The 1,483-nt window shown below is 62.1% G+C and carries 1 protein-coding gene; it reads right to left on the bottom strand.

Annotated features, from left to right (window positions below; genetic code table 11):
* Positions 1-72: 72 nt before the first annotated feature.
* Complete coding sequence (locus tag AB0M74_RS32945; protein WP_366530215.1) at positions 73-1,239, bottom strand: helix-turn-helix transcriptional regulator; 1,167 nt, start codon at positions 1,237-1,239, stop codon at positions 73-75.
* Positions 1,240-1,483: the final 244 nt, after the last annotated feature.

The raw sequence follows: 1,483 nt of genomic DNA, 5'->3' as shown, positions 1-1,483 counted from the left end.
CCTACGCCGTCTCAAAAAAAATGGCACTTCCGGTCCGTGTCGACCGAAAGTGCCAATTCTTGAAATGTGTTGCTAATACTCCAATCTGATCGCGTCTGCCAACTCGCGCATCTCCGCGGTGAGCGTCCGCCGCTCCAGGACGATCTTGCCCATGATGTCGCGCGCATATCGTTGCTGGGAGAGCCATTCGGGCGCGTCGGTGTGCAGCTGTTGCATCACATTCATTGCCTCACCGAACTGGCTGAGCTCAGTATGGGCACAGGCGACATCCAATCGGTGGCGTAGGCGCCCCGCCCCGTTCGGCTGGATGATGTTGCGCGGAGTGCGGGCCGCGATCGCCAGCGCCCGATCCGGTTTGCCGGTCAGCACGTAGGTTTCGGCGCATACGTGGGCCACCGATACGGGCCCGTACGCGCGGACTGTCGCTGGATCGGACAGCACTTCGCGCCCGATCGCGGCGGCCGCGGATTGGGCCAACCGTAGGGCATCGTCGGCGTACTCGGGACGGTTGTCCCTCACTGCGGCGTTCGCCACATACAGCCACAGTCGACCCCATAAGGCAAGTTCGGTGGTGGTGGCGCGGGACATTCGTGGCTCGATGCGGTCCGCCCAATACACGGCGAGACGTTCGGCCTCGGTTATGCGTCCTTGACGGAGGTATGCCCACGCTAGGGTGTTCGCCGCACCGGCGGCGTCGAGGTGGTCGGTGGCGGTGTCGATTGCGCGCGTGAGGGTGTCCTCGGCGATGTCGAACTGCCTGTTCTGCGTCAGCATCCATCCGGTCATGCCGAGTAGCCGCGCCCGGATCGTGCGGCCTTCTTCTTCCAGGGTGTCCGCGTCCCGCAGTAGGTCCGGCAGTTGGGCTGCGATAGCACGATAATGGTGGGTGCCCATCATCGGCCGTAGGACGTTGAACGCGTCCTCTACGCCCTCAACTGTGGCAGGTTCTTCTGGCGTCGAGTCGGTCTGTCCGACCAGGGCTCGGCGGACGGATTCCCACAAGTTCACGGTGTCGTTGTCGGCGTATTCGCTGTCGTTACCGGTCTGTAGTTCAGAGGTTCGCACCCGCAACCCGACTGCGAGTTTCCGTAGCGTTTCCAGGCGTACCGAGTAATGGTCGCCTTGTTCGATCTTCCGGATCAGGGACAGGGAGACATCGGAGGCTTCGGCGAGTTCGCGTTGGTTGAGTCCTCGCCGTTTTCGTACTGATTGCAGGCGTTCGCCTAAGTCCACACTCATGTGTTCCACGCTACGGCTGATCGCGTCCTACCGCATAGAGTTCGTTGTACGATTGATGCGCGTCCACACTCATAGGGCGCCGTGAAGCCGCCCCGACTGGGGCGGCTTCTTTGTATTCGGCCCCTGGGCGGATCCCGTGTGGTGTAAGCATCCCGCCGGGACCATGGTGGGCCGAGAGATCCTCCGAACCTGGCATGGATGCCCTGATGGAGCCAAATCCTCATCAATCGTCAGGTATCGGTGA

Source organism: Nocardia sp. NPDC051463, assembly GCF_040681975.1.
In the GTDB taxonomy this organism is placed as follows: Bacteria; Actinomycetota; Actinomycetes; order Mycobacteriales; family Mycobacteriaceae; genus Nocardia.
Note: the sequence above shows the minus strand (reverse complement) of the source record. Positions and strands in the feature narration are given on the sequence as shown.

Bases quoted from the DNA above. Each gene is read 5' to 3' on its own strand.
- AB0M74_RS32945 (WP_366530215.1), bottom strand. From the start codon at position 1,239: ATGAGTGTGGACTTAGGCGAACGCCTGCAATCAGTACGAAAACGGCGA.